This is a genomic window from Wolbachia endosymbiont of Litomosoides brasiliensis (assembly GCF_013366805.1).
Lineage (GTDB): Bacteria > Pseudomonadota > Alphaproteobacteria > Rickettsiales > Anaplasmataceae > Wolbachia.
Map to the genome: position 1 here is coordinate 1 of NZ_WQMO01000013.1, position 23,398 is coordinate 23,398.

Sequence of the window (23,398 nt, forward strand, 5' to 3'; positions counted from 1 at the left end):
CTGCAATTGCAGCATTTAGTTTTTTTGCAACATTATGCGTCATTTTACATTTCCTTCAGCATCTCTTTCGCTGATTTCACAACTTTTTCATCCAATAATTTGATATATACAACGCAACCCTTTCACTAGCCTTGTTTATTTGCTATATTGTTGGAAGTTTTCGTGATTCTTCCAGTCGATGAATATTTTCAAACGAATTTCCTCCTTAATTTTGAGTAAATTAAGTGAGTTAAAGCAAGGAACGTCAAGTACGGTAAGTTTTATTGTGGGGCCTCCAAGCAATAGAGCATATGGTGATATTTACACAAATGTTGCTATGGTGCTTGCAAAGTATGAAAAGAAGAAGCCTGTGGAGATTGCAGAGGTTTTAGCCAGGGAATTTGCACTGTTTGATGAGATTGCAAGAGTAGAAGTAGCTGGCCCTGGTTTTATTAATATACACTTGAAGGTAGAAGTATGGCATGGGATTTTAGAGCAGATAAATGAGTTAAAAACGGAATTTGGCACTCTCAACATTGGAAATGACCAGGCTATTAATGTTGAATTTGTGTCTGCAAATCCAACTGGCCCACTACATATTGGTCATGCAAGAGGTGCAGTGTTTGGTGATGTTCTAACAAATTTGCTGAAAAAAGTTGGTTATAAGGTTACTAAGGAGTACTACATTAATGATGCTGGAGCACAGATAGATACGCTAGTTCAATCGGTGTATTTGCGATATAAAGAAGCTCTAGGAGAGAAAATTAGCATTGAAAAAGGCTTATACCCTGGTAAATATTTAAAGCGAATAGGGAAGGGGCTGGCCGAAAAATATGGCAAAGAGCTTCTAGAAAAGCAAGATAATCAAATAATTAGAGAATATACTTTAAGCTCTATCTTGGAATTGATAAAAGAAGACATGAACTTACTTGGAGTAAGGCATGATGTCTTTACTTCAGAGTATGAGCTACAAAAGAGTGGTAAGGTCGAAAAGAGCATAAAGCTGTTGTCTGATAGGGGCTTAGTATATGAAGGATACTTGGAAAAACCAAAAGGTAAAGAGAGTGAAAACTGGACTTCTAGAAAAGAGATGTTATTTCGCTCTACAGAGTTTGGTGATGACGTTGATCGTGCGCTGAAAAAAGGAGACGGCAGTTGGACTTATTTTGCTTCAGATATTGCTTACCATTTTGATAAGATATCACGTGGTTTTAACAATATGATAGTAGCACTTGGTAGTGATCACGGTGGCTACACAAAAAGGTTAAAAGCGGTTATCCCTGCGCTGAGTAATAATCAAGCAAAAATAGAGGTAAAACTGCATAATATTGTGAATTTTTTTGAGAATGGAAAACCTGTTAAAATGTCCAAAAGATCAGGAAACTTCCTGACAGCAAGGGATGTGGTAGAAGAAGTTGGTAGGGATATTACTCGTTTTATAATGCTAACACGCAAGAACGACATGGTTCTTGACTTTGATTTTACTAAAGTAAAAAAGCAGTCAAAAGATAATCCTATTTTTTATGTGCAATATGCACACGCTCGTGCTCATTCATTGATGTGTAACGCTCCAAAAGAGCTCCCAAAAGCAAATCCTTCACTCTTAAAAACCAATGAAGAGCTCTTCCTCATAAAAACCTTAGCAAAATGGCCAGATGTAGTAGAAACTGCGGCAAGGCTTTATGAACCGCACAGAATCACTTTCTATTTGCTTGAAGTTGCAGAAGCATTTCACGCTTTATGGGGTTATGGCAAGAGTGATTTAAATATGCGGTTCATACTAGAAGATGACCTAAACCTTACTGCTGCGAGAATGTTTCTCGTGCGGGCCTTAGCACACGTCATCGCTTCTGGACTTTCCATCTTTAATATAGAGCCTTTGGAAGAGATGAAGTGAATAAAAATATAAAAAGAAACTCCAGCACACCTGTGTATTAAGCTACAATTGTGTAACGTCTCTCTTTCCTGCTGTTGATTATTATTTTACCTATTACAGCTACTGCTAGAATAAAGCAGTAATACACCTGGGTTAATAAAGAAATAGGTGACACGGAGGCTATGCCCCCTGCTAGCTAGTAGTTGGGAACCATAAGGCAAGATATCTTTTGTAATACAAGCAAAATATCCAGTAAGTATGCGCTACAGTATGGTGCAATATTGTGCTTCTATGCAAGTCTTTTTGCAATGTTACCACTTAGTAAAATAGCCATGGTATTATTAGCAACTAAAGCAGTGAGTATAGATGCAATACCTGCTACAGTAAATTCAGCTGAGTTTTTGTGATATTGCTTTTATCGGTGAATTTATGTAACGCTTTTTGACCTTGTTTGTACATTGTGTGACTTAGCCTCACTAATAAATAGGGTAAATATTGTTATTTCGTTCACTTTTTTAAAACCACCGTATATGTTGTTAGAATATTGAATTATAGTATAGTCAGAAAAAATTATTCCAGCGTATCAGCAATAATTATGTTTACAGTTATTGTCGCCTAGAGTGCTCACTTCAAACAAGCCTATGATTATTAGGGAAACATAAGGGATAACTTCTGCTATTGATAAATAATCTAAACTGGATGTAGGAACAACTTTTGTACTATGTGAGGGGAGGTAACTGCTATTTGCTGAAGCTTCTTGTGGAGAAATGGATGCAATAGTAGCATCAGATATCCATGAAAGGTTATTGCCAAATACAGCACCATCTACCAAGTTGTAGTTCCTATTTCAAGATCAAAAGCTCCATTTTTGCTAAGTTAACAGCTATACCAATTGATTAAGTAGCTGCGAAAATGCCCAGGAAAACAGAAAAATTAAACACATAGTAAGAGTGTTTTTATTACCTATACCCTCACAGTCTCGACGTTGTGCTGAATCTTATTTATACTACGCGATACAGCAAAAAAAAGTGCTAGTAATGAGCAGGTTACTGGTGAAACTTGATGAAGTGGATTGCTAGTTCCAATAAAGGAAAAATAAATGCTGCTTCTAAGATAGAAGATTAAAAAAATAACCAGAGGAAAAAAGCCTTCATTTTACTGTGCTGAAAACTTAGAAACTATAACTAGTTAAGTGGTTTTAAGCAAGTACTAATGCTAACTTTCATTGTTGGTGTGTTGGTGAGTCAATAGGCGACATCACAGAGTTGTTTAATTGCAGAGTGGGAAAGAATTGGGAATAATTTGCACAAAGCACTCTCAAGCTACGCAAAATGTTCTGTTTTATACACGATCAAAGTTTCTCATAGGATTAAGCTCGAATAAGTATGGTAATGGGTATATAATTTTAGTATTTCTAAGTACCTTAAATTTTTTGACTTATATCAACTAGTACAATCCATGGTAAGAAAGGAACGGATAGATAATAGAAGCCATACTGAAGTAAGTAGAATAGCAAGGTTTAGACAGCGTTGAAATCAAAATTATTGGGTGGAAAAGTCATGAAATTAGTAAAAGAGATGCTGAAGGAAGTGTAAAATGACGCATAATGTTGCAAAAAAACTAAATGCCGTAATTGCGGTAAGAAAGTGCAGTATAACCGCGGTAGCAAAAATATGTTGCATTTCAAGAACAGCACGAACTACATGAATAAAGCATCTAAAATTTGAAAGAGGAAAAAAATTGTTTCCCACTCAACGTCGTATAAAAACTAGAATGAAGTTTTCGTGTACTATGTCAAGACCAATTCACAATAAACAAGATAAAGGTAAACAGGAAGAGTTTAAAAAAACTTAATGAGACTATTGGTAATATCCAGAACAAAAGTTATCCATCTTTAATGGATTGCGGTCTGGCACGCATTCGAAAGTTGGATACAGGTGTCTTGAAAAGGGCATTAGGACACGGGTTAAAGTAAAATTAGGTGGACAAGATTTTTACTTCGATACAGTTAATCCTGGAAATAGAGAAAGTTCTAGCTTATTTGCATCAGATGTCGACACTGATTGTATGAATATATTCTTGAATAAATGTCTCAATATCTGAGAACACGAAAAGCCTTTCTTACCATGGATTGCACTAGTTGATATAAGTCAAAAAATTTAAGGTACTTAGAAATACTAAAATTATATACCCATTACCATACTTATTCGAGCTTAATCCTATGAGAGACTGTGATCATGTATAAAACAGAACATTTTGCGTAGCTTGAGAGCGCTTTGTGCAAATTATTACCCCACTCTTTTGAGCTTAAAAAATGTATATGATAGTGTTATTTCACTTAAATCTTTTGTGCTATCATCAAGCATTATATCAGGATCTATATAGAAAGATACTGGCATAGCTGCTTTTTGTTTGGGTAGCAACATTTGCTCTTCAAAACAAAAGCACGCAACTTTATTGAAGTACTTACCTGCTTTGAAAGGTATGACATTATACACTGCCATTCCAAACGAAGGCTGATCAGATAAATTTTCTGCGTAATAAAAAGCTAAGCTTTGTTCTCCTATATTTATGTCAACGTAGTTAGTTTCTGAATTGAATTTCCATGGTAAATCTGACATTATGTTAGCATTAAAATAAACCCTAATTTTTTGGCTAGTTATGTTGGTTACCGCACCGGTTGCCTTTCTTGTTGTACCACCGTATCCAGTAGCCTTACAGAAGATATTATACAGTGGTACCGATGCGTATGCAAGACACAGCATCAATATTACTAAAGATACTAGAAAGAAAACTATAGAGCTCTTGCTACTTCTCCTTGCAGAGGAGAACATCTAATCTCTATTGTTGAACAAGTTGAGTAACTTGAGTAAATTGAGAAATATATTGATAAAGTCAAAATAGAGATTAGTTGCACCAAGTATAGCTAGCTTAGTAATTGTAACTTCTGAGCCATCATTATATCTATAATAAATATCTTTGATTCTCTGAGCATCGTATGCGGCCATAAAGGTAAAGACTATTACTGATATGAATGATATTGCAAAGTAGAGAGGACTGCTTCCAAGGAATAAATTAACTATAGATGCAATGATTAACCCCCAGGTTCCCATAATCAAAAAGGAGCCCATACTAGTCAAATCTTTTTTTGTACTGTTGCCGTATAAAGCCATAGAACCAAACATGATTGATGTGATAAAGAATGCTCTTGCTATATTTTCTGCAGTATAAACTATAAAAATATAAGATAGAGAAACCCCCATTAGAACTGAAAACAGGAAAAATACAGTGACTGTGGACTGAGCACTTAGGTAGTGAAGCCTATAAGACATGTAAAATACCAGTGCAATTGGAGATAGCATTGTCACAATTGACAGAACTGGATTAGAATAAATTACCTGAAAAAGACCAAAAAATACCGTTAGAAATGCAACAAGCCCTGTCACACCCAAGGCTAAAGCCATATAATTATATACTTTAGTTAGGTAACTTCTAAGCCCAGCGCTATAGTAAACGCCTTGAGAGCGGATGTCCTGCTCATTTTTCGTATAAGACATAATAATATACTCCTTTTATCCCCTAATATATACATTGTAATACGAAACTGCACTTTTATCAAGTATAAAATCACTTTTTATTATAACTAATATGCAGTGTTTTAGTATAGATGGAGTACAATCCTATTGCTGCTGCATTTGAAACGTTTAAGCTATTAGTTACGTTTGACATTGGGATTTTTAAAAGATGATCACAATTCTCTTTAACTAGCCTTCGTATTCCTTTCTCTTCAGAACCAAAAATGATTACTATTCTTTTTCCAAAGCTCTTTATTTTATCTATGTTCTCTTTAGCATTGCTGTCAAATCCATAGCACCAGTAACCTACTTTTTTTAAATACTCCATAGTTTTTACTATATTTGTGACGTATATTAGCGGGACAATGTCTAATGTTCCGCTCGCTACTTTTGCGATAGAAGCATTTTCACTTGGTGAGTGATTATATGGTAAAACCAATGCGTTGACATTAAAACAAGCTGATGTTCTTAAAATTGATCCAATGTTATGCGTATCAGTAACTTGATCTAAAATGACTATAGTAGAACTGTCGCTCGAGCTTTCAGCTATTTCCTCGATGCTTAAGCTATGGAAGATAGGAGCAACTTTTAAAGCAATTCCCTGGTGATTAGCACTTTTAGATAGAACTTCATTAAGTATTTTGTTCTCCACTAGCTGAACTTTAATGCCTTTACTATCTGCACATTGCCTAATTTCTTTTTTATGTTCTCTATAGAAATTTTCTGTTACTAATAGTTCTATACACAGCCTATTTTTGTTCTTTAGTGCTGACATGCAGGTGTGTTTCCCATATAACCAAAAATTCTCGTTAAGTTTTGACGATTTCATCGTATTGTTGAAGGTTGAGTTTTTATAAAATGAGCAACATTTTACTATGTTTAGATATTGTTGTAAAATTGTATAATTTAATTAATGCGTTTATGTCAGACGATGGTTTAGATTGGAAAAAAAATGTTAGACCAATAAAATGTGGAAGGGTTGCTTTGAAAGTTGATCATAAGGTGGATGTAAAATCTATGGTCAATAAAGGTACTTTTGACTTACAAGAAAAGTTTCTTAGTACTAACAATATTAGCTTATCATTTTGCCTTGACTATAATACAAAATCAAAAGTTGATAAGGGTAAATATTTTATAAGCGATAGACTAGACCTTCATGGTTATAATATAGAGGGTGCTTACTGTAAGTTGATAGATTTTATTATTAAAAATTATCAAGCAGGAAGTAGGTGTTTATTGGTAATTACGGGGCAAAGTAATGCAACAGGCAAAGAGGATACTATAAAAAGTAATTTGAATAGGTGGTTGAGTGACACTAAAGTTCGGCATATGATTTTATACTCTCAAAGAGCTACAGAAAAACATGGTAGTAAAGGGGCTTTTTATGTTTTATTGAGAAGGAATAAAAATTTTGTACTCTGAATTGTATTGCTAGCCGGTGCTTAAATTTTCTTTTGAGCCTTAATTTGGATAGACTTCTTGCATAGCCTAGAGAAAGGGTAGGTAGTTTTATTTTTAAATTAGCTTTTTTTTGTAATGCTGCTACTCTTAGGTTGCTTTCACTATAAGTACTTAAGAAATTTACTAAGCAAAAAATAAGGCAAAAGAGACCCAAAGGGGCTATATTCAAATTCTCTCTTTGCTATCTTAAACACTTTATAAGCACGTTCTGGCTCATATGGGTAAAAATCCACAGAAGTTTTGTAAAGACTACGGTGCATATAGTGTAGGAAATTAAGCGTAAGATACCAAATACCTAAATTTTGTCATTAACCTGTACAAATTACGAAGGTAAATAATTCGTTTCTATCAGTACATAAATGCCCAAATGCGCTGCTAAAAACTATATGATTATACAAAAAGTCTAACGAGTTTTAATTCCCATATATCCGGAGTAATTCTTGTGCTCTATCCTTTATTAGAGTGGGACATTTTCTATCGTTTAATAGTAAAAGTAATATTCTGATTGCACCTTTAATGTCGTTATTATGTATCTTTACTATAGCAATGGCTTCTTGGCTTGAATAGGGATATACTTTACTTGATTCTAGATTGTTAATTTTATCTTCATTTATTTTTTCACCATTTAGGTGAAGCAAATTCATTACCTCTAAATATTGAGCTAGCTCGCGTAAAACATTAGGAACGTCTTTATTATCTGCCATACTACTATAAATAGATACTGCGTCTGTTAGTGTTAAATTTGAGATGTGATGAAATGCACCTTCAAAGTTTGCTAAATGCTTCCAGTTTGAATCTGTTTCTTCTAGTAGCTTATTCTCTTTTTTAGAGAATAATACTTCATAAAATTGATTGCCTGCGACTATAGATTGTTTTGTGTTATCAATATTGTGTAATAAATATAATATAATAATGCCTACTAATGTTGGCACCAATGCAAATAGAAAGATGTATTTTTTCATAGTAGTATCTCAATAGATATGTACTTATATCTTAATGCTTTTTAATTTGCAAAAACATATTGACATAGTTATTACGTTGCGTAATAATGTTTTCGAAGTTGTTTGAATAGTTGGAAGTTAAAATATTTCTAAAGTAGAAATAAAGACAGCAGTATAAGGCTAAATTATTTTTTTATCGGGTTTATCCGATGTACCCTTAACCTTATTATTAGGTTAAAGTCTAAATTTGAGAGTTTGATCCTGGCTCAGAATGAACGCTGGCGGCAGGCCTAACACATGCAAGTTGAACGGGGTTATATTATAGCTTGCTATAGTATAACTAAGTAGCAGATGGGTGAGTAATGTATAGGAATCTACCTGGTAGTACGGAATAATTGTTGGAAACGGCAACTAATACCGTATACGCCCTACGGGGGAAAGATTTATTGCTATTAGATGAGCCTATATTAGATTAGCTAGTTGGTGGGGTAATAGCCTACCAAGGCAATGATCTATAGCTGATCTGAGAGGATGGTCAGCCACACTGGAACTGAGATACAGTCCAGACTCCTACGGGAGGCAGCAGTGGGGAATATTGGACAATGGGCGAAAGCCTGATCCAGCCATGCCGCATGAGTGAAGAAGGCCTTTGGGTTGTAAAGCTCTTTCAGTGAGGAAGATAATGACGGTACTCACAGAAGAAGTCCTGGCTAACTCCGTGCCAGCAGCCGCGGTAATACGGAGAGGGCTAGCGTTATTCGGAATTATTGGGCGTAAAGGGCGCGTAGGCTGGTTAGTAAGTTAAAAGTGAAATCCCAAAGCTCAACTTTGGAATTGCTTTTAAAACTGCTAATCTGGAGGTTGAAAGAGGATAGAGGAATTCCTAGTGTAGAGGTGATATTCGTAAATATTAGGAGGAACACCAGTGGCGAAGGCGTCTATCTGGTTCAAATCTGACGCTGAGGCGCGAAGGCGTGGGGAGCAAACAGGATTAGATACCCTGGTAGTCCACGCTGTAAACGATGAATGTTAAATATGGGAGGTTTGCTTTCTGTATTACAGCTAACGCATTAAACATTCCGCCTGGGGACTACGGTCGCAAGATTAAAACTCAAAGGAATTGACGGGGACCCGCACAAGCGGTGGAGCATGTGGTTTAATTCGATGCAACGCGAAAAACCTTACCACTCCTTGACATGGAAATTATACCTATTCGAAGGAATGGGGTCGGTTAGGCCGGGTTTCACACAGGTGTTGCATGGCTGTCGTCAGCTCGTGTCGTGAGATGTTGGGTTAAGTCCCGCAACGAGCGTAACCCTCATCCTTAGTTACCATCAGGTAATGCTGGGGACTTTAAGGAAACTGCTAGTGATAAACTGGAGGAAGGTGGGGATGATGTCAAGTCATCATGGCCCTTATGGAGTGGGCTACACACGTGCTACAATGGTGGCTACAATGGGCTGCAAAGTCGCGAGGCCAAGCCAATCCCTTAAAAGCCATCTCAGTTCGGATTGTACTCTGCAACTCGAGTGCATGAAGTTGGAATCGCTAGTAATCGTGGATCAGCATGCCACGGTGAATACGTTCTCGGGTCTTGTACACACTGCCCGTCACGCCATGGGAATTGGTTTCACTCGAAGCTAATGACCTAACCGTAAGGAGGGAGTTATTTAAAGTGGGATCAGTGACTGGGGTGAAGTCGTAACAAGGTAGCAGTAGGGGAATCTGCAGCTGGATTACCTCCTTGGGCTTTGTGCATGGTTCACCACTTTTAATAGTGGTGCTATTATGCACTATACTGCTGTCTTTACTTCTACTTTGTTTTTAATTTCCTGATAATGGAATTTTATGAGTGATAGGCCCCTTTCTCCGCATTTACAGATATATAAAGTACAAGTTACTGTTTTCTTCTCTATTGTACACAGATTAACTGGTATCTTGCTATTCCTTTTATTAGTGGTGCTTTCTTGGTATTTTATATTACACGTTTATTTTCCTGGGCTACTTATGGTAGAGTACTTAGACGTGTTATTATCTACTTCTATTGCTAAACTAGCTTATGTTCTATGCTTTATAAGTTTTTCATACCATTTTCTTAATGGTATTCGTCATTTATTATGGGATGCTGGATTTAACTTGGGGGTTACTGGTGTTTCAAAAAGTGCTATGCTACTAACGATAGTGCTACTCCTTTCTACTATAGCTTTTTTATTTGTATTTATATGAATCAATCTGGAAATGCAGTATATCATTGGTGGGTTCAGCGTATTTCTGCAGTAGTTTTAATATTTTTGCTTCCTTGGTTTATCTATTCATTTTCTTATGCATTTTATGCTAATGGCTCTTTGTCTTTTAATGAAAAATTATTTCAGGCTATTAATCACCCCCTAGAGCTTCTATTTTTTGTTGTATTACTGTTTTATGTTTTTTGGCACGCGGTTCTTGGAATGCAGGTAGTGTGTGAAGATTATATACACAGCATACCTCTAAGAATTTTTATAATTACATGCATAAAGTACTTATCGAGCATTACTTGTGTAGTTCTTGCCTTTACAGTTTTTTTCTTTTATAAGCATATTTTCTTGTAAAATTGCTGGCTCTATATTAATATATTATTAACGTACTGATTTTATTATTAAACTATAGTGCTTATAGTAGTCTTGGTTTGACGATATGTTAGGGGCATTAAAGAAAATAGGAACAGATTTTATACTGAAAACAAAGGATCTGTTTACTCCATCTGAATCTCAAGTTTATATCAAAGACCTTAGAAAGGTAATGGTATATAAGAATGGACGAAAATTCCGGTATCCAAAAAACTATGATCGAATTGTAGAATCTGGTAAAGTCATAGAAAATAGGGATATGCGTGGAAATCCTGTACTAGATAAGAATAAAAATCTAACCTATAGGCTTTTATATGGCAATGAAAACAAAGATGGGTGGCCAGTTTTTGAGTTAACTAAAATTGCGGAAATTGGTGACAAGTCTTATTTTACTATTAGATTTTTAGTTGATAAGGGCAAAATTAGTGGAGATAAGCGTGCTAATGATGATTATCGTAGGTTTTATGAACCATTTGGGTTTTCAAAAATGGATCTTGAAAGAAATTTGCCAGTTTTTGAGGCTCAAAAAACTAGAAAGTCTACATGTTCATTTGAATTCACCAATTCTTCTGTGCTTACTAAGAAAGTTAGGGATAAGAAAAGTAATAGAGTCAAAGAAGTTGTTGATGAAAAAGGGAGAAATGGAGAATTATTATATACTAGTGATTATAAGAGGCTAAACACTAGTTTTTTTGAAATTAGAGATCAAAGTAATAACTTAGAGCTAGATAAGAGCCTTATATCTGTTCCTGTTGTTTTTGCTGCAAGCTTAGCTAAGATTTGTGCTAAATTGCTGACCTATATTCCTATAGAATTGGGAGAGTATTTAATAGGCAAACAAAATCTAATCGCAAAATTTTTTGGTTATTTTTTTTTATTTACCCCCGCAGTAGCGGTAAAGAATTCGGTAAATATGTTGGCTACCTTGCTAAAGTTGCCGATTTGTATATTTGTAGCAAATAAAAAAAAGTATGGTGATGCTTACTGGACCACGTGGAAATACCAATTAAAAAAATGTTGTCGGGAAGCAAAGGACGATTATTTGGTCATTAAAGATGGAAAAAGATCAGAGCTAGAGAAAAAAGACTACCCTAAATGTGAGATTGTAGGTACATGGAGAGAACTTGATGCTAAGAGGTCTATTATTGAGGAAGAGTTGGAAGGTGAATTGAGCAAAAGTGATGAAAGTATAGCTGATTCTGGGGAACAAGAAAAAAACTTAGAGCAAAATACAACGCAACCAGGAACTTTTAAGCGAGGAAAAAATAGTTGTGTTAATAAGTTGAACGAGGAACGAGAGCAGGACAAAAGCGTTTCACAAATCCGTAATTGATTTGCTATTACTTTAAGTTAATTTGCTCTCTATCTTAGCTATCCTGCAATAAGGGCTTGCATACATTTTATCTTTAAGTTACGCCCTGTGGTATTTAGGCTAGAGGCTTAATCTGGTTGCTATGGCTCCATTCAATTGCATATATTATAGGACTTCTTACATTATCCTATGTTACCTAAATAAGTAAATGAGTTTTGTGTTATTTAAAAAGGAGAGCATGGATGGCGAAAAAATGACAATGTACAACAATTCTCAGTATTACTAGAGGGTTTTTTGCTTAAAAATATATTTTATTTTATTTAGAATATTTTACTTGGTTTATTTGTAATAAAGTGAATAAGTTGCTGCAGAGATTTTATAGTGTTGTTTATTGTCTTTATCGTGCTTTGATTGACACAATTTATAATGACGGGATGGAATATGCAGGATACTTATCATTTTTAATCTTGTTGTCGATATTTCCATTTCTTATCGTCTTAATAGCTTTGTCGTCAACATTTGCAAGTTTCTTGGACCAATATAACATTGGCTGGACATTTATAATTGATAGCATGCCGCAAGACATTTTGGTATCTTTAATGCCGCGCATTAGGGAGATAATATCAGGTCCGCCACAAAGTTTATTAACTTTAGCAATTGTGGGTGCTATTTGGACTGCTTCATCGACAATTGAAGGATTAAGAACGATATTGAATAAGGCCTATAAAGTTCCGGTTTCGCCTCCTTATATATTAAGAAGAATATTAAGCATATTACAATTCTTGATGGTTACGTTTATCATAACTCTAACTATAGTGTTTTCTACATTAGTGCCAATGCTAATTGATTTTTCTTACCATGGACTAAGTTATACTAAATATCTTCTCATTGAATTCGTACTTTTCATAGTGGTTTCTTGGCTGTACTTCATGCTGCCCAACATAAGACAAAATATATCAGATGTATTTCCTGGATCTTGTATAGCTGTTATGCTTTGGATAGTTTCTGCTTCAGCTTTCAAGCAATACTTAAGAACTTCCTTTGATCAACTAGATTTAATATACGGAAGCTTGGGTGGCGTGGTAGTGTCGTTACTATTTTTTTATATAGTGAGTTTAATTTTTATATATGGAGCAAAGTTTAATTTTCAGCTAAAATGTTTTAATGGGTCTCTTGCTAAGGAAAAAGAAATGGGTAAGTTAGAAGGCAAAATAGCTTTAATTGCCGGAGCTTCAGGTGGAATGGGATCTGCTGTTGCAAAAAGGTTTGTAAGGGAAGGTGCATATGTAATTTTGATTTCGAGGTCTATTGATAATCTTAAGCCGCTATATGATGAAATTGAAAAACTTGAGGAATTTAAAGTAGGTTCTGTTAAGCTAATTCAACTTGATCTTTTGGACTTTGAAAACGTAAAGATACTAACAAATATGATAGAAAGCCTAAAATTATCAGAGTCTGGGGCACTTGATATATTAGTTGCATGTACTGGAATTTTAGGTAAATTGAATCCTGTTCATGACTGCGAGCTTGAGGAACTACAGAATGTAATGAATACAAATTTTACTGCTAATTGGTACTTGCTAAAAAACTTAGATCCAGTACTAAAAAAGTCCAGTTCTGGAAGAGTAGTATTCATGACCTCAGAAGTGACACTTTCTCCTTCTTCTTATCCATATTGGATGCCTTATGCTGCAAGTAAAGCTGCACTGGAAATTATGGTAAAGATATATGCATCTGAGACAAAACATACAAAATTGTGTGTGAATGCTGTGTATTCAGAAGGGCCTGTTGATAGTGAAATGTATAAGCAAGCGTTTCCTGGAAAAGATATATCTGAATTAATATTACCTGATAAACTAACGGACAAGTTTGTGGAGCTAGCTTCTGAAGATTGTAGCATATCAGGGCAAGTCTTGCCACTAAGTAAATCCCTTGAATAAATTACATGAACGTTGTGCTTTAAAATGAAGCTTGTAAATTACCTGCAATCATTAGGCCTAAGGTACGTTTATGAGCATTAAGATTTGTAGTAATTTACGTAGCAGACGGTGTCATTCTCCAGTGCTTCCTTCTTCCGTCATCGCAGTGCGTGATGTGCAGCTGTATTAACATTGCAAAAAATGATATCAAAATTGTCGGGAGAAGAGCTAGGAAAATAGGTGGGGCTGTTAGGTGAGGTTATAGAATTGGTAAATTTATAGAAGAAAATGTTTTCAATTTTAGGTGGCAAGCCTCTTAAAAACAATACCTGTTGAGTACTTTAAGAGGGTTCTTCTGTTTGTGTTACAGAGTTTTTTTAGCCTGGAAACCAATGAAAGTTGCTGATCATAGATTTAACGATATTTCAACTATATTGCTTAATTTATGTACTCATGCCAATTCACACTGTAAAAGGAGTAGTAGAAAATGGAAGCCATACTGAAGTAAGTAAATAAGTGCTCTGTTTATTTTTAGGTTTTTGTTGTTTTTATTACCGATGAACTTCTCAATAAAGCTTGAAAAATACTCAATAATAACATCAAGTAGGCCTTTTTTTATAGTATTACCTGATTATAGCTGCTTTTCTTTACTAATGGCATAATGATTTTTCAAGAACAAGATAAAAGTGGGCAGGAAGAGTTTAAAAAAGACTTAATGAGACTAATTGGTAAGTATCTTGAACAAGAGTTATTCGTCTTTGATTGCGGTTTGGCATACATTCAAAAGTTGAACACTGGTGATTTTAAAGAGGCGTTAGAGCATAGGTTAAAGTAAAATTAGGTAAACAAAACTTTTATTTCTACAGAGTTCTGACTTATTTGCACCGAGTATCAATACTGATTGTATAAATATATTTCTTGAATGAATGTTGCAATATTTAAGAACATGAGAAACCTCTCTTGTCATGGATTGTGCTAGTTAGCATAAGTCAAAAAATTTAAAGGTACCTAAAAATACAGAGCACTTTATGTAAAATTTACGACCTATCTTTTTCACTCCGCAATTAAACACTCTACAATTTCACTTATTGACCCATTAGCAATAAGAACTGGTATTAGTTTGCTGAAGTTAAACTTTTCAGCTTGAGCCCTTGATGTAACTATTGGACTTTTTTTACTTTTATTATAATATTTTCCTCTGTTAACACTCTATGGTTAATTATATTATTAAAATTACTAATCATTTGATAAAAGTGCCTGTTATGTGGACTAAGGTTTTTCTTTGGTTTAATATGGATATACGGTAAAAGGGATCCATGATAAAAGAATCATTAGTTAAAATTGATGTAGTGAAGATTGAAGATAAGAAAGCAGCAAAAGGTTTTTCTAAAATATTTGGTGGAGTGGCGGATGCTGTAAGATCGTGGATTGGTAATATTGGCCCAGATTTAAGCAATAGTCGAGATATCGATAGTTTGGTTTTGAAGATGAACGAGTGCTTAAACCCAAAGGGTGGGGAGGTCTCGGCACGTAAGAACACTGTATCTCTTGGCAATCTGTACTTAAGTTTATCAGAGAAAGGTAGAATAAAGTTTTTACAAACCCTAGCAGAAAAATTTAATCCGAACAAAGCGGAAATAGATGAAAAAATAAAAGAATATAAGAAAGATCGAGATTCCGAATTGAGCTATAAATTTGAACAGGACTTAATAAAAATTCTTGAATCACCACGTTCTAAAATATTGAAGCAGTTTATCTCTTTACCAGAAGGCCTTAAGTTCATTGTTGATATGCGTTCTGATGTGCTTAAGCTAAAGAGCCAGTATAGAAGTCTAAATCTGCTAGAGAATGAATTAAAAAATATACTCTGTACTTGGGTTGATGTTGATCTATTAGATCTTCGTCAAATAACTTGGGATTCACCTGCATCGTTGTTGGAAAAACTTATAAAATATGAAGCTGTGCATAAAATTTCTTCGTGGGGTGATTTAAAAAACAGGCTGGATTCTGATCGTCTCTGTTTTGCTTTTTTTCATTATAAAATACCAAATGAACCTTTAATTTTTGTAGAGGTTGCATTGATGAATGAAGTAGCAGATAGCATTCAACACCTCTTAGATGAGTCGATACCTTCAAATGATCCAAGTAATGCAAACGCTGCCATATTCTATTCAATATCAAACACCCAAGCAGGGTTATCTGGAATCAGTCTTGGTAATTTTTTGATCAAGAGGGTTGTGGAAAAACTATCGCAGGAATTTAAAAGCATAAAGGTATACGCAACTCTTTCTCCAATACCTGGCTTTGTAAAATGGCTAAAAGAGAATTTAACTCAGGATATTACTTTGTTATGCAAACTGAATATAAAACAATCTAGTGCAGAAATTTTAGAAAGGATAGGTCAATTGAAAACTAACGTTGAATGTGAAAGTGGAATTAAACAATGTTTGCTGAAGTTTTGTGCACATTATTTGCTAAAGGTTAAAAACAGTAATGGTAATGCTTATGATCCAGTGGCGCATTTTCATTTAAGCAATGGTGCATCGATAAAACAACTAAACTGGATGGCGGATACTTCTGAAAAGGGTATAGTCCAGTCAGCTGGGATAATGGTGAACTATTTATATGAATTATCTAAAATAGATAACAATCATGAGAGTTATATGATTAATAAAGTAGTTTCCCACTCAAAAAAAGTGTCTTCTATGTTAAAGGAGTAAATAAATTTATTAGTAAATAATAGCCATCAATGAACAATATAAGGAATTTTGCAATAATAGCACATATAGATCACGGTAAATCAACGCTTGCTGACCGTTTAATAGAGGAATGTAACGGTCTTAAGAGAAGAGAAATGACTAATCAAGTGCTTGATTCAATGGATATAGAGCGCGAACGTGGGATCACGATCAAAGCACAGACGGTAAGGCTAAACTATGTTGCAAATGATGGTAATCGATATTGTTTAAACCTTATGGATACCCCAGGTCATGTTGACTTTTCGTATGAAGTAAGTCGAAGCTTAGCTGCATGTGAAGGTTCGCTTTTAGTAGTAGATAGTGCTCAGGGAGTTAAAGCTCAAACTCTTGCGAATGTACATAAGGCAATTGATAATAATCATGAGATAATAGTTGTGCTCAATAAAGTTGATCTTCCTGCTGCAGATCCGGAAAAGGTGAAGCTTCAGATTGAAGAGGTAGTTGGTGTTGACGCTAGTGAGTCAATTTTAATATCGGCAAAAACTGGACTTGGAATAAGGGATGTATTGGAAGCAATAGTAACAAAGCTTCCAGCTCCACAGGGTGATGTGAATGCTCCACTACAAGCGATTTTAGTTGATAGTTGGTATGACCTTTACTTGGGAATAGTAATTTTAGTCCGAGTTAAAAATGGAGTGCTAAAAAAAGGTATGAAGATTGTTATGATGTCTAACAATGCTACATATCAAGTAGACAATATCGGTATTTTTACTCCTAAAAAAGTAATAACAAGTGAATTATCAGCAGGTGAAGTTGGTTTTATAACTGCTTCGATGAAAGAAATGGCGGATTACAAAGTGGGAGACACTATTACCGAAGAAAAAAAACCTTGCAGTGAAGCATTGCCAGGCTTTAAAGAAGTACACCCTGTGGTATTTTGTAGTATTTTTCCTAACAAAACAGATGATTTTAAATATTTAAGAAAGGCGCTGGAGAAGTTGCATTTGAATGATGCAAGTTTCACCTTTGAAGCTGAAGCTTCAAATGCGCTCGGCTATGGATTTCGTTGCGGTTTCTTGGGGATGCTGCATCTTGAGGTTATCCAAGAAAGGCTTGAAAGAGAATTTGATTTAGACTTAACGGCAACTGCACCTAGTGTTATATATAAGGTCACAACGCAAAGTGGTGAAGTTCTGAATATTCATAACCCAAGTAACATGCCGGATCTAATAAAGATTGAAATAGTAGAAGAGCCGTGGATTACTGCAACCATAATGGTACCTGACCAATATTTAGGGGAAATTCTATCTCTATGTAAGGAGAGGAGGGGAAAACAGGAGGATTTATCTTACGTTGGTAACATGACGACAGCGTTGTTGAAGTATAAGTTGCCACTATCTGAAGTTGTTTTTGATTTTTATGATAGGTTGAAATCAATTTCTAAGGGATACGCAAGTTTAGATTGGGAAATTTCCAGTTATCAGGAAAGTCAAATAGATAAATTAAGCTTTTTAGTTAATGGAGAACCTATAGATGCATTGGCCTGTATTGTTCATAAAAGTAAGGCTGAGAAAAGAGGACGTGAAATATGTGCGCGTTTGAAAGATTTAATATCACGTCAGCAATATAAAATTGCAATTCAAGCAGTAGTAGGCAGTAAAATTATTGCAAGAGAAACGATTAACCCATACAGAAAGGATGTGACAGCTAAACTCTATGGTGGAGATGTAACGCGAAGAATGAAGCTTTTAGAAAAGCAGAAGAAAGGTAAGAAAAGACTACATTCTGTAGGAGACGTAAACATTCCACATAATGCTTTTATTCAAGCTTTGAAGATAGATGATTGATGCGTAGAAAATTTAGGAAAACTGGCAAAATATAATGCTTAACTGCGAATTTACCTAATCTTTATGCTGGCTTTATTATTGGATGAAAAAGTCATGAGATTAGCAAAAGAAATGCTGAAGGAAGTGTGAAATAACGCATATGTTGCAAGAAAAACTAAATGCTGTATAAAGTAATATCCTGGGCTAAATTCTCTTTTAGCAATAATTGCGCAAAAAGCACAGTATAACAATCCGTAGCAAAAATTGAGACTATTGGTAAGTATCCTGAACAAGAGTTGTTCATCTTTAATGAATCGTGGTTTGGCACACATTCAAAAGTTGGACACGGGTGGTTTTAACATGGTGTTAGAACACAGGTTAAAGTAAAATGAGAAATCCTCTCTTGTCGTAGATTGTGCTAGGAGGGTTATTTTCTTCTAAAACAAACCTGATGTACAGCTTCAACTATGTCTTCCACTTGCGGTAATGCTTTTTTTTCTAGATTTGCAGCATAAGGAAGGGGAATGTCCTTGCCAGTTACGCGTACAACTGGAGCATCAAGGTAGTCAAATCCCTGCTCCATAACAACAGCTGAAAGCTCTGCTCCTATCCCTGCAAATGGCCAACCTTCTTCTATGCTGACTAATCTATTAGTTTTCTTGATAGAATTAATAACGGTTTCGGTGTCAAGAGGTCTTAAAGTTCTTAAGTCAATAACTTCAGCTTCTATACTTCCGCCAGAAAGTAAATCTGCTGCACTTAAAGCATCAGTTAATTTCAATGAGAAAGCAGTGATAGTTACATCCTTTCCTTCACGTATAACAGCAGCTTTGCCTATCTCAAGTAGATAATCTTTGTTTGACAACTCAGAGTCGGGAACTTCATGCTCGTGTCCATAAGCGATCTCATTTTCTAGAAATATTACTGGATCGGGATCACGAATTGCAGCTTTGAGCAAGCCCCTGCAGTCGGAGGCAAAATAAGGTGCTATTACTTTTAACCCCGGTACGTGCGAATACCAAGATGCAAAACATTGAGAATGTTGTGCAGCAACTCTTGCTGCAGCACCGTTTGGTCCACGAAATACTATGGGACATCCAAGTTGTCCACCTGACATATAATTTGTTTTTGCTGCAGAATTCACAATTTGATCAATAGCCTGCATAGAAAAATTAAAAGTCATAAATTCAACTATTGGTCTTAGTCCAGCAAATGCTGCTCCAATAGCAAGACCAGCAAACCCATGTTCAGTAATGGGTGTATCAACTACCCTATTTTCTCCAAACTCTTTCAGCAACCCTTTTGTTACTTTATAAGCGCCATCATACCCTGCAACTTCTTCACCCATGATAAATACATCATGGTTGTTTTGCATTTCTTCTCTAATTGCTGTACATAAAGCTTCTCTTACACTTAAAGTTGCCATTTATAAACTTTATAGATCTTAGCCTAATAACTATATCAAAGTTACCAGGGATGAGTAAAGCAGATATTGCTACAAATGTGGCAGGTTGTAAAATTGTGTATGCAATAGAAGTTGTAATTATTGATAGAATAAATAATCCAGAAACTACATTAATACTAATTCCACTATTAGTAGGTCGAAAAGCAACGCTGCAGAGCTATTTATATCAATTCCCACTGTACAAGGAACGGATAGGTAATAATGGAAAAGAAACTATACTGAAGTAAGTAAAATAGCGAGATTTAAATGAGCGTTGAAATCAAAACTACTTGGATGACAGGAGAAGAAAATTACACAGTTATACCCATAACTACAGATTTATATCTTTGGCGTTATCTAATTAACGAAATCTAGAGCCTCAGCAGCCTAGATAAGTTTCTAGCTTTTGGCTTTTTTTGCAGTCTCGGCTAATTAAGTGATTTTAATATTAGTTCTGCACTGTTTGCAGGACTATCACTTTTTGTGATGGGCCTACCAATCACGATATAATCAGCTCTTGAATTTATTGCTTCTTTTGGTGTTGCTGTCCTTTTTTGGTCATCATGACCAAAATCTATACGGATTCCTGGAGTAATAATTTTAAAATCTTTACCACATTCTTGGCGCACCTCTTGAGCTTCTAATGCAGAGCAGACTATTCCATGTAGCCCAACCTTCTTTGCAAGCTTTGCAAATAGAATTACCTGTGATTTTACCTCTCTTGTTACTCCAAGCTCGCTCAAATCCTCGTTGCTCATACTGGTTAGTACTGTTACTCCAATCAGTTTCATTTTTGTGTCCTTTACTATACTTAGGGCCTCTTCGAGCATTTTTTTTCCGCCACTGATATGTAATGTTAGTATTTCAACGTTCAGAACTTTTATCGCTTCAACTGTTTTAGCTACAGTGTTTGGAATATCGTGTAATTTCAGATCTAAAAAAATTGGTACATTGCGCTTTGCAACTTCTCCTACTCCAGAAGGACCATGAGCGGCAAAAAATTCTAGCCCCAGCTTTATCATGGCAACCTTATCGCGCAAAGCATTAGCCAAGAATATGGCCTCATTTAAATCTTGCGTATCTAGTGCACATATTACTGGGTTCATTGTATACCTCTACGTCTTTTTGTAGACTATAAAAATAACTATTGCATTTTGCAATTTCTTTCATCACAGAAAGACCGCGGAAATTCTTGACCAATAAGGTCCAGATAGGCTCATTTAGGTTCTGTGTATCCAGTGCGATGTGCAATTGTAGTAATACCAATCAAGAAATGAGAATAAGAATCCAGGAAAATTTGATTAGCAAGTCTACAGTACACCGGTTATTCTGTTAAGACCAATTTACAATGAACAAGATCAAAGTTAGACAGGAGGAGTTTTAAGAAAAACTTAATGAGACCATTGATAAATATCCTGAACAGGAGTTGCTTTTTTTTGATGAATCACGATTTTGTTGTATATAAAATAGACCTTATTATGCAAAATAAAGTCTGTAATATATAAGTTTTTTTTAAACTCCTCCTGTCTAACTTTGATCTTGTTCATTGTAAATTGGTCTTAACAGAATAACCGGTGTACTGTAGACTTGCTAATCAAATTTTCCTGGATTCTTATTCTCATTTCTTGATTGGTAGTATTATAGTTTTTCTGCGGCGTTGTGAAGGAAAGTAAACAATTTTTCTTTTCTTTCAAATTTTAGATGCTTTTATAGGTAAAAACCTAGAAATGTTGTGAAGCATAAGGTATACACAGTGCAAAAATTAAGCATAGAGAAAAAGTCTAAGTAAATCATGTCTATTGGGAACATTCTCTTTATTGGCCATAAGTAAAGGCAGATTTTGCTCAAGGAATGTTGAAATTCTATATATACAAAACTATTTTAGCTCTAGTACTAAAAGTTTTGTATTTCCTGCAATGACTTTACTTCCAGCTTGCTATTCTTTACATATTGAATTGCAAGCACTAAAGCTTTACTTCCAGAAGCCGTGGTACTGTGAGCTATATTTTGCAAAATAACAGTTCTGCGAATATCTCTGCTGTCTGAGACTGATTTCATACCTTTCGAGGTATTGATCACCAGATTTATTTTTCCGTCTTTAAGCATGTCAACTGTATGGGGTCTGCCTTCTCTCATTTTATTTACAGCTTTCGCAGCAATGCCATTATTGTTCAGGTATGAAGCTGTACCTTTGGTAGCATATATTCTAAAATTCATCTCTTTCAACATTTGTGCAACTGGTAATATATACTCTTTATCGTCATCTTGTACTGAAATTAGAGCTGTCCCTTTTGTTGGCAGCTTATATCCTGCAGCCATGTGCACTTTTGCAAGTGCTGCTTCAAAGGATGAGTCAATTCCCATTACTTCCCCTGTTGACTTCATTTCTGGACCAAGCAGGGTATCAATTCCTGAAAAACGCGCAAATGGGAAAACAGCAGCTTTAACTGCAAAGTGATTAAGAGATTTTTTTTCTTGGTCTAATTTTTTGCCTAAAATAACCTGAGTAGCAAGCTTTGCGATAGGAACATTAATTACCTTGGAAATAAAAGGAACTGTACGGCTAGCTCTTAGGTTCACTTCAAGTATGTATATATCATTTTCTTGTATGGCAAATTGAATGTTTATTAGACCTCTCACTTTCAATTCAAGGGCTACTCTTTCAGTCTGTAACTCAATCTCTTTTACGATTTTATCATTTAATGTGTTCGTCGGTATTGAACAAGTTGAATCACCAGAGTGAATTCCTGCTTCTTCAATATGCTCCATAACTGCAGCAATGAAAACTTTTTTTCCATCACATATAGCGTCAACGTCGACCTCAACTGCATTAACTAAGAACTTATCAAGCAGCAGCGACCCATGTCTAAAAATTTTAGTTTGACCAAGTACATATTCCTTAAAGCTCTCAATATCGTACTTAATTGACATGGATTGACCACCTAATATGTAAGATGGCCTAACTATTAATGGGAAACCCACTTTTTCTGCGTTAGCCAACGCTTCTTCTACTGAATGACAGATAGAATTCTCAGGTTGTTTTAAATTAAGCTGTAAAGCAAGGTTTCTAAACCTCATACGATCTTCAGCAAGATCTATAGAGTTAAAAGACGTACCAAGGATATTAAAACCCCTTTTGTTCAGTATTTTTGCTAACCTTAAAGGTGTTTGACCACCTATCTGAACTATAGCACCTACTAGTGTACCATTTTCTTGCTCTTTACTTAGTATTTCAAGTACATCCTCTATAGTTAATGGAGCAAAATACAAACGGTCAGCAGTATCATAATCAGTTGAAACAGTTTCGGGATTACAATTAATCATTATTGTTTCATACCCCATTTCTCTAGCAGCGGAAACTGCATGCACACACGCGTAGTCAAACTCAATACCCTGACCAATACGGTTTGGTCCACTACCCAAAATTACAACCTTTTTTCGATCAGAAACGTTTGCTTCGCATTCGGCCCTATTTATAACGTCTCCCTCATAACAACCATACATGTAAACAGCACTTGATTCAAATTCGGCCGCACATGTGTCTACACGTTTATAAACTGGACTAATACCAAATTTTTTTCTCATTTTTTCAATTTGCTCTACTTGGTCTGCAGCGCACGAAGCTGGAATAGATTTATTGCTCAACTTTGCCAACCTTGCATCTGAAAATCCCATCTTTTTTAGTTCTAATATTTCGTGCGCGGTTTCAGGCAAACCAGTTTCTTTAATTTTTTGTTCAGCCAAGATGATTTGCTGTATG

At 35.3% G+C, this 23,398-nt stretch carries 22 protein-coding genes, 1 rRNA gene and 2 pseudogenes; 15 read left to right on the forward strand and 10 right to left on the reverse strand.

Annotation, left to right across the window (positions count from 1 at the left end; all coding sequences use genetic code 11):
* The first annotated feature begins 178 nt into the window (after nt 1-178).
* Nucleotides 179-1,876 (forward strand): arginine--tRNA ligase, encoded by a 1,698-nt coding sequence (gene argS / locus GO684_RS03495; RefSeq protein ID WP_175938965.1) that lies wholly within the window; start codon nt 179-181, stop codon nt 1,874-1,876.
* A gap of 37 nt (nt 1,877-1,913) precedes the next feature.
* Here the strand turns inward: argS and GO684_RS06045 are convergent.
* Nucleotides 1,914-2,992: pseudogene (locus GO684_RS06045) on the reverse strand (Na+/H+ antiporter NhaC family protein).
* Nucleotides 2,993-3,595: 603 nt separating this feature from the next.
* On the opposite strand from GO684_RS06045, the gene GO684_RS03505 reads away from it, so the two are divergent.
* Nucleotides 3,596-3,709 carry a helix-turn-helix domain-containing protein gene (locus GO684_RS03505; protein WP_175938968.1) on the forward strand — a complete coding sequence of 38 codons (114 nt, stop codon included), beginning with the start codon at nt 3,596-3,598 and terminating at the stop codon, nt 3,707-3,709.
* A gap of 48 nt (nt 3,710-3,757) precedes the next feature.
* Complete coding sequence (locus GO684_RS03510) at nt 3,758-3,958, forward strand: hypothetical protein (protein ID WP_175938970.1); 201 nt, start codon at nt 3,758-3,760, stop codon at nt 3,956-3,958.
* A 185-nt stretch (nt 3,959-4,143) separates the two neighbouring features.
* Here the strand turns inward: GO684_RS03510 and GO684_RS03515 are convergent, their stop codons facing one another.
* The 3 genes from GO684_RS03515 to rlmB form a co-directional block, all read right to left on the reverse strand.
* On the reverse strand, nt 4,144-4,689 hold the full coding sequence (locus tag GO684_RS03515) for a cytochrome c oxidase assembly protein (protein WP_175938972.1): 546 nt from the start codon (nt 4,687-4,689) through the stop codon (nt 4,144-4,146).
* The gene (locus GO684_RS03520; RefSeq protein WP_175938975.1) at nt 4,690-5,412 is read right to left on the reverse strand and encodes a Bax inhibitor-1/YccA family protein; all 723 of its coding nucleotides are present in this window, start codon (nt 5,410-5,412) and stop codon (nt 4,690-4,692) included. It abuts the gene before it with no gap.
* 70 nt (nt 5,413-5,482) lie between these two features.
* Nucleotides 5,483-6,259 carry a 23S rRNA (guanosine(2251)-2'-O)-methyltransferase RlmB gene (gene rlmB / locus GO684_RS03525; RefSeq protein WP_175938977.1) on the reverse strand — a complete coding sequence of 259 codons (777 nt, stop codon included), beginning with the start codon at nt 6,257-6,259 and terminating at the stop codon, nt 5,483-5,485.
* A gap of 92 nt (nt 6,260-6,351) precedes the next feature.
* Between rlmB and GO684_RS03530 the strand changes: the two genes are divergently transcribed.
* Nucleotides 6,352-6,852 carry a Smr/MutS family protein gene (locus GO684_RS03530; RefSeq protein WP_175939007.1) on the forward strand — a complete coding sequence of 167 codons (501 nt, stop codon included), beginning with the start codon at nt 6,352-6,354 and terminating at the stop codon, nt 6,850-6,852.
* 452 nt (nt 6,853-7,304) lie between these two features.
* On the opposite strand, the gene GO684_RS03535 is transcribed toward GO684_RS03530, so the two are convergent.
* On the reverse strand, nt 7,305-7,853 hold the full coding sequence (locus tag GO684_RS03535; RefSeq protein WP_175938979.1) for a hypothetical protein: 549 nt from the start codon (nt 7,851-7,853) through the stop codon (nt 7,305-7,307).
* 222 nt (nt 7,854-8,075) lie between these two features.
* On the opposite strand from GO684_RS03535, the gene GO684_RS03540 reads away from it, so the two are divergent.
* From GO684_RS03540 to lepA, 9 genes and pseudogenes are all read left to right on the forward strand, one after another.
* Nucleotides 8,076-9,579, forward strand: a 16S ribosomal RNA gene (locus GO684_RS03540).
* Nucleotides 9,580-9,680: 101 nt separating this feature from the next.
* Entirely contained in the window at nt 9,681-10,058 is a 378-nt protein-coding gene (sdhC, locus tag GO684_RS03545; RefSeq protein ID WP_175938981.1) for a succinate dehydrogenase, cytochrome b556 subunit, read from the forward strand.
* Nucleotides 10,055-10,420 (forward strand): succinate dehydrogenase, hydrophobic membrane anchor protein, encoded by a 366-nt coding sequence (gene sdhD, locus GO684_RS03550; RefSeq protein WP_175938984.1) that lies wholly within the window; start codon nt 10,055-10,057, stop codon nt 10,418-10,420. Before sdhC ends, sdhD begins: the two co-directional genes overlap by 4 nt.
* Before the next feature lie 85 nt (nt 10,421-10,505).
* On the forward strand, nt 10,506-11,771 hold the full coding sequence (locus GO684_RS03555) for a hypothetical protein (protein WP_175938986.1): 1,266 nt from the start codon (nt 10,506-10,508) through the stop codon (nt 11,769-11,771).
* Nucleotides 11,772-12,112: 341 nt separating this feature from the next.
* A pseudogene (locus GO684_RS03560) lies at nt 12,113-12,922 on the forward strand (YihY/virulence factor BrkB family protein); the annotation flags it as partial.
* 18 nt (nt 12,923-12,940) lie between these two features.
* On the forward strand, nt 12,941-13,690 hold the full coding sequence (locus tag GO684_RS03565) for an SDR family NAD(P)-dependent oxidoreductase (protein ID WP_175939009.1): 750 nt from the start codon (nt 12,941-12,943) through the stop codon (nt 13,688-13,690).
* Nucleotides 13,691-14,330: 640 nt separating this feature from the next.
* Nucleotides 14,331-14,504 carry a hypothetical protein gene (locus GO684_RS03570; protein ID WP_175938988.1) on the forward strand — a complete coding sequence of 58 codons (174 nt, stop codon included), beginning with the start codon at nt 14,331-14,333 and terminating at the stop codon, nt 14,502-14,504.
* Nucleotides 14,505-14,985: 481 nt separating this feature from the next.
* Nucleotides 14,986-16,389: a malonyl-CoA decarboxylase gene (locus tag GO684_RS03575; protein ID WP_175938990.1), complete on the forward strand. Its 1,404-nt coding sequence runs from the start codon at nt 14,986-14,988 to the stop codon at nt 16,387-16,389.
* Nucleotides 16,390-16,418: 29 nt separating this feature from the next.
* Nucleotides 16,419-18,215: a translation elongation factor 4 gene (gene lepA / locus GO684_RS03580; RefSeq protein WP_175938992.1), complete on the forward strand. Its 1,797-nt coding sequence runs from the start codon at nt 16,419-16,421 to the stop codon at nt 18,213-18,215.
* A 406-nt stretch (nt 18,216-18,621) separates the two neighbouring features.
* Here the strand turns inward: lepA and GO684_RS03585 are convergent, their stop codons facing one another.
* Nucleotides 18,622-19,620 carry a pyruvate dehydrogenase complex E1 component subunit beta gene (locus tag GO684_RS03585; RefSeq protein WP_175938994.1) on the reverse strand — a complete coding sequence of 333 codons (999 nt, stop codon included), beginning with the start codon at nt 19,618-19,620 and terminating at the stop codon, nt 18,622-18,624.
* 50 nt (nt 19,621-19,670) lie between these two features.
* Here GO684_RS03585 and GO684_RS03590 point away from each other — a divergent pair, with 50 nt between their 5' ends.
* On the forward strand, nt 19,671-19,886 hold the full coding sequence (locus GO684_RS03590) for a hypothetical protein (protein ID WP_175938996.1): 216 nt from the start codon (nt 19,671-19,673) through the stop codon (nt 19,884-19,886).
* A 180-nt stretch (nt 19,887-20,066) separates the two neighbouring features.
* Here the strand turns inward: GO684_RS03590 and pyrF are convergent, their stop codons facing one another.
* Nucleotides 20,067-20,744: an orotidine-5'-phosphate decarboxylase gene (gene pyrF / locus GO684_RS03595; protein ID WP_175938999.1), complete on the reverse strand. Its 678-nt coding sequence runs from the start codon at nt 20,742-20,744 to the stop codon at nt 20,067-20,069.
* A gap of 86 nt (nt 20,745-20,830) precedes the next feature.
* Here pyrF and GO684_RS03600 point away from each other — a divergent pair, with 86 nt between their 5' ends.
* Nucleotides 20,831-20,974: a hypothetical protein gene (locus tag GO684_RS03600; protein WP_175939001.1), complete on the forward strand. Its 144-nt coding sequence runs from the start codon at nt 20,831-20,833 to the stop codon at nt 20,972-20,974.
* Between the two features lie 55 nt (nt 20,975-21,029).
* Here the strand turns inward: GO684_RS03600 and GO684_RS03605 are convergent, their stop codons facing one another.
* The 3 genes from GO684_RS03605 to carB form a co-directional block, all read right to left on the reverse strand.
* A complete protein-coding gene (locus GO684_RS03605; RefSeq protein WP_175939003.1) occupies nt 21,030-21,185 on the reverse strand; it encodes a hypothetical protein in 156 nt (51 codons plus the stop codon).
* Between the two features lie 12 nt (nt 21,186-21,197).
* On the reverse strand, nt 21,198-21,332 hold the full coding sequence (locus GO684_RS05605) for a hypothetical protein (RefSeq protein WP_255419657.1): 135 nt from the start codon (nt 21,330-21,332) through the stop codon (nt 21,198-21,200).
* A 199-nt stretch (nt 21,333-21,531) separates the two neighbouring features.
* Nucleotides 21,532-23,398: carbamoyl-phosphate synthase large subunit (carB, locus tag GO684_RS03610; RefSeq protein ID WP_175939005.1), on the reverse strand; the 1,867-nt coding region annotated here is incomplete at its 5' end.